The sequence below is a fragment of the Noviherbaspirillum humi genome, assembly GCF_900188095.1.
Lineage (GTDB): Bacteria > Pseudomonadota > Gammaproteobacteria > Burkholderiales > Burkholderiaceae_D > Noviherbaspirillum > Noviherbaspirillum humi.
This window is the reverse complement of sequence record NZ_FZOT01000039.1, coordinates 1-4,895: the sequence shown is the minus strand read 5'-3', so window position 1 is coordinate 4,895 and position 4,895 is coordinate 1. Positions and strand designations below refer to the sequence as shown.

Annotated in this window: 4 protein-coding genes, 1 tRNA gene and 1 rRNA gene; 5 read left to right on the top strand and 1 reads right to left on the bottom strand. The window is 61.2% G+C overall.

The genetic code is table 11. The features are described from left to right. The first annotated feature begins 138 nt into the window (after nucleotides 1-138). The 4 genes from CHB88_RS23960 to xseB all read left to right on the top strand — a co-directional run bounded on the left by CHB88_RS23960 (nucleotide 139) and on the right by xseB (nucleotide 3,723). Nucleotides 139-1,365 (top strand): NYN domain-containing protein, encoded by a 1,227-nt coding sequence (locus tag CHB88_RS23960; protein WP_089401878.1) that lies wholly within the window; start codon nucleotides 139-141, stop codon nucleotides 1,363-1,365. A gap of 130 nt (nucleotides 1,366-1,495) precedes the next feature. Beyond that, nucleotides 1,496-1,572: transfer RNA gene (locus CHB88_RS23955), tRNA-Arg, on the top strand. A 191-nt stretch (nucleotides 1,573-1,763) separates the two neighbouring features. Then, on the top strand, nucleotides 1,764-3,509 hold the full coding sequence (gene xseA, locus CHB88_RS23950) for an exodeoxyribonuclease VII large subunit (RefSeq protein ID WP_176442644.1): 1,746 nt from the start codon (nucleotides 1,764-1,766) through the stop codon (nucleotides 3,507-3,509). Beyond that, complete coding sequence (xseB, locus tag CHB88_RS23945; RefSeq protein ID WP_089401876.1) at nucleotides 3,502-3,723, top strand: exodeoxyribonuclease VII small subunit; 222 nt, start codon at nucleotides 3,502-3,504, stop codon at nucleotides 3,721-3,723. Before xseA ends, xseB begins: the two co-directional genes overlap by 8 nt. 54 nt (nucleotides 3,724-3,777) lie before the next feature. Here the strand turns inward: xseB and CHB88_RS23940 are convergent, their stop codons facing one another. Continuing rightward, entirely contained in the window at nucleotides 3,778-4,215 is a 438-nt protein-coding gene (locus tag CHB88_RS23940) for a PACE efflux transporter (protein ID WP_143131469.1), read from the bottom strand. Nucleotides 4,216-4,820: 605 nt separating this feature from the next. Between CHB88_RS23940 and CHB88_RS23935 the strand changes: the two genes are divergently transcribed. Further along, nucleotides 4,821-4,895: ribosomal RNA gene (locus tag CHB88_RS23935) — 16S ribosomal RNA — on the top strand; the annotation flags it as partial.

Sequence of the window (4,895 nt, the reverse complement as noted above, 5' to 3'; positions counted from 1 at the left end):
TCCTTGCCGTAGCCCCGCTACGTCGCGTCGCCACGCCTAGCATTCGACCGGTTCGCGTGGCTGCGCACATGTCACAAAGATACTGAACAGGCTCTTAAGCTTCCGTTAACCAGAATCGTGAAACGACACTAGGAATCTATGGCTGCATCCAATGAAAACGTCAGCATGGCGCTGTTCTGCGACTTCGAAAACGTCGCGCTCGGCGTGCGCGACGCAAAATACGAAAAATTCGACATCAAGCGGGTGCTGGAAAGGCTGCTGCTCAAGGGCAGCATCGTCGTCAAGAAGGCCTACTGCGACTGGGATCGCTACAAGGCTTTCAAGGGCACCATGCATGAAGCGAACTTCGAGCTGATCGAGATCCCGCATGTGCGGCAGTCCGGCAAGAATTCGGCCGACATCCGGCTGGTGGTCGATGCGCTCGACCTCTGCTACACCAAGTCGCACGTCAATACCTTCGTCGTCATCAGCGGCGACTCGGATTTTTCGCCCCTGGTCTCGAAGCTGCGCGAAAACGCCAAGCATGTGATCGGCGTCGGCGTGAAGCAGTCGACCTCCGATCTGCTCATCGCTAACTGCGACGAGTTCATCTTCTACGACGACCTGGTGCGCGACAATTCCCGCGCCCCAGCCAAGCGCGAGACCAAGGAAACCCAGGCGCCGGTACGCCGCTTGCCCGAAGAAGATCAGCGCCGTCGGGAGGAAATGGAAGTGCGCCGCAATCGCGCAGTGGACATGGCGGCCGAGACCTTCGAGGCGCTCATGTCGGAGCGCGGCGACAGCGGCAAGATCTGGGCTTCGGTGCTGAAGCAGGCGATCAAGCGCCGCCGCCCCGACTTCAACGAAGCCTATTTCGGTTTCCGCACCTTCGGCAACCTGCTGGAGGAGGCGCAGTCGCGCGGCCTGCTGGAAGTGGGTCGGGATGAAAAGTCCGGCGCCTTCGTCTTCCGCGGCAATCGCGGCGCCCAGGCCGCGGCATCGGCCGCTGCTTCCGACGCGGACATGACGATGGAGCAGGAAACGAGCGCGTCGCCCGTCTCGCCGGATGAGGCGATGCAATTCATCGAGCGCACTGTCAGCGAAGCGGCGCAGTTGGAAGAACCGGAAGGCAAGGCTGATGCCCGCCGCAAGGGACGCACCCCCCGCAAGACGCCCGCCAGGAAAAAAGCGCCGGCAAAGGAAACGGAAGCCGCTGCCGTTGCTGCGCCGGACCCGGTGCCGCCGGCGCCGGCCGTGAATGTCGTGCCGTCCGAACCGGCGGCGAGCCATTCGCCGGCCGACGAAACTCCGGCCAAGCCGGCCCGCAAGACCGGTGCCCGACCGCGGCGCCCGCGCAAGACGCCGGCCGCGATAGAAACCGAATGACGGCGCAATCGGCATGCAGCCGGGCGGCCTCGCATTTCGGCGGGCAGGCGCCGGCTTTTAACGGTTTTGGCCTGTTTTCCCCTTCTGCCCTAGCGCAAATCGGAAACTTCGGTTAATATGCCAACCCTTCGCGGCTGTAGCTCAGCTGGATAGAGTACTTGGCTACGAACCAAGGGGTCGTGGGTTCGATTCCTGCCAGCCGCACCATCATTTAAAGGGGTCATGATCTCAGGGTCATGACCCCTTTTCCGTTTACCGCCGTTTCCTCGTTACGGCGGTTTGCCTCGAGATGGACCTTGCCGGTCCCGTTGTATTGCTTCCATAGATTCACGCCGCGACCTTGCAAATCTGACCGATCAAAATGTTGGCTAAGAGCAAGTTCGTATATCATCCGGGACATGAAGACATTCCTCCGCGTCCCAGATGAAGATGCTCTCAGCGCCTTGACGCTGGGCGCGATGCGGGATGCCGAGAGTGGCCGCTATTTCGTGCCGCCGGGCTTGGAGATTGCCCAATTCAAGCCTTGGCTGCCGAGCCCATCTCAGTCTCTTGAGCTGGAAAAACCGGCGCAGAAGGGCTGCTCTCTCAGCCAGATGCTGACGCGGGTGGAGCGTGCGCTGGATACCGCCTTTCCGCGGTCCGAGTGGGTAAGGTTCGAAATCTCCGGACTGCGGCCGGGCACCCACGCCTATTTCGACGCAGTCGAACGCGGTGCCGACGGACGTGAAGTGTCGAAGGCGCGCGCCATCATCTGGGGCAGCCTGCGCGCGAAGCTCGACAAGAAATTTTTCGACGCCACAGGCGCCCGCCTGGAGAATGGTCTCAAGGTGCTCATGCTGGCCAAGGTGCAGTTCAGCGTGCAGCATGGCTTGTCCCTGATCGTCAGCGATATCGACCCGGATTACACGCTGGGCGACATGCAGGCCAAGCTCAAGCGCATTCGTGAAGAACTCGAAGCGGCCGGCATCGCCGACCGCAACCGCAGTCTGCCAGCGCCGGTCGACTTCACCCACGTCGCGGTGATCGCGCCGAATGCAGCCGCCGGCCTTGAAGATTTTCAGGTCGAGGCGCAGCGCCTGGAGCGGGCTGGGCTGTGCCGCTTCCGTTACTTCCACGCCGTGTTTCAGGGCGAGAAGGCGCGCGACTCGCTGAAGCAGGCCTTCATCGATGTCCATACCTACCATACGCAGCAACCGATCGACGCGCTGATCGTCATCCGCGGCGGCGGCGCGACGACCGATCTGCAATGGCTCAACGAAGGCATTCTCGCCAAGATGGTCTGTCGCTTCCATGTGCCGGTGTTCACCGGCATCGGCCACGAGCGCGACTCCACCATCCTCGATGAATGCGCGCATCGCCGATTCGGCACGCCATCCAAGGTGATTGCCCACGTGCGCGACCTGATCGCCGCGCGGGCCAACCGGGCGCTGGAGGATTGGACGCAGATCTGCGAAGGCATCTCGCTCAAGCTGCAGGCGGCCGAAGCGGCGGCAAGCCGCAACCGGGCAGACATCCTGCTGCGCGCACGCCATCGGCTGGAAAAGGCGGAGATCGCCGCCGTCGGCGAGTTCGGCCAGGTGCGTACGCGCGCGACAGCCCATGTCGGCGTCACGGAGGAGCGGACTGCCGCCCTGCACGGCATGGTGCTAAGCCGCGGAGCGGGACGGCTGGACATGGCGCATCAGGCCCTGGGGCAGCAATACGGCGTCATCCGCGAGCGCGCGGCGGGCGCGGTCTCGACGGTGGAAGTGCAGGCCAAGGCCAGGCTGGAAACCGTGGTGCTGGCAAGCAGGCGCAGCATCGATGGCATCGACGGTCATCTCCATGAGCATTGGCTCGGCATCGTGGCAGGCGCCGGCAAGGCGGTGACGCAAAGCGTGTCGCTCGCCGATGCCCATATGAACGACGTCACGCATTACATGCGGCGCACACTGCGCGAAGCGGAGGCGCTCGCGCAAGACACGTTCAAATCCATCCTGGCGATGGGTGTCGAGCCGACGCTGCGGCGCGGTTTCGCCTTGGCCAAGGCTGACGGTAAACCCGTGTCCAGTCGCGCGGCCGCGCTCGAACACGATTCAATCGAACTCACCTTCCATGACGGAACCGTGGAAGTTTCAACCAAGGGGAAAGCGCACCATGACTGATGCGGACAAAGGCTTCAATGCCGCCTACAAAATACTCAAGGACAACGCGGAGAAGCTGCGCAATCAGCAGGAGCTCGACATCGACAGCCTGGTGCCCATCGTCCAGGAAAGCGCTGCCGCCTATGCGATCTGCAAGGAGCGCATTGCCGCTGTCCGCGCCGCGCTCGCGGAGCATTTGAAGGAAGAAACAGGCTTGCCGGAAGCCGGGCAATAGCGAGCGTCTGCGCCGCACCGCCCTCCCGGCCACGCTGCTGAACCGAGGGGCGGGTCAACCCGGTGTCGGATTGCCCGTGGCAGACGCCGGCAGGCCAAACAGGTGATCGAAAACCCAGTTGAATACGAAGGTGTAGCACAAAAAGAAAAGGGCGAGGCCGAGGTCCATGATCAGCGCCTGCCAGAGGCTTACCTCCAGCCACCAGGCAATCAAGGGCACCAGCAAAAAGATCAATCCGATCTCGAAACCCACGGCATGCGCGGCGCGGCGCTTGAAGCTTCGTCCCTTGACGGTCTGTCGCGACTCCCAGCGCTCGAAAGCCATGTTGAAAATGAAATTCCAGGCCACTGCTATGCCCGAGGCGGCCATCGACAGCGCGCTTGCGTGAAACAGGCTTTTTCCGGTCAACGCTGAAAAGCTGACGCTGCAGATCGCGATGGCAATCGCTTCATAGGCGAAGACATAGACCACTCTTCTCTTTGTTCCCTGCACTACTTCTCTCCGAAAATGAAGGCCCCCTATTCTAGACGGCTGCAGCAGCAACCGCCTTGCATCCATGCTGTTGAATTCGACGGCGCTCGCATGTCGGACCGACAATGAGCCGAAGCAATTTTCCAAGCATGTCCGAGGCAAAGAATATTTTTCGAAAAATCTCGCAAACCCTCTAGGCAGCGCGCAATCTCGTTTGCTATAGTTCGCCTCCCGTCGCGCAACGCAGCAAGCGAAGCGAGACAGAGCGAGATCGAAAGAGGCGCGCTCTTGAAAACGATGGGAAAGCTCAATATGAATTGAGTGCTGCTGACGAACACAACGCTTCGCAGCGCGGCGAGCCGCTCAGGGGACTGAAATGGCGAGCTGAAGCAGACGGATCTTTAACAACTAACAGCCGATAAGTGTGGGCGCTTGGTAGCGTGCGGCGGCGTCAGCGGTAGGGCAGCGATGCCTGTGCTGCTGATGCTGCAAAACGAAATAGCAAGTGCTCATATAGAAATACCGGTTCATCTGCCCGCTATGGGAGGATGGATCGAGTCAGTATTTTGAGTGAGCGACGCTGCCGGCGACGGCAGTTCTGTCAGCGATGGCAGATAACAGGCATTGAACTGAAGAGTTTGATCCTGGCTCAGATTGAACGCTGGCGGCATGCCTTACACATGCAAGTCGAACGGCAGCAC

Coding starts and splice junctions, on each gene's coding strand:
- CHB88_RS23960 (WP_089401878.1), top strand. CDS start 139: ATGGCTGCATCCAATGAAAACGTCAGCATGGCGCTGTTCTGCGACTTC.
- xseA (WP_176442644.1), top strand. CDS start 1,764: ATGAAGACATTCCTCCGCGTCCCAGATGAAGATGCTCTCAGCGCCTTG.
- xseB (WP_089401876.1), top strand. CDS start 3,502: ATGACTGATGCGGACAAAGGCTTCAATGCCGCCTACAAAATACTCAAG.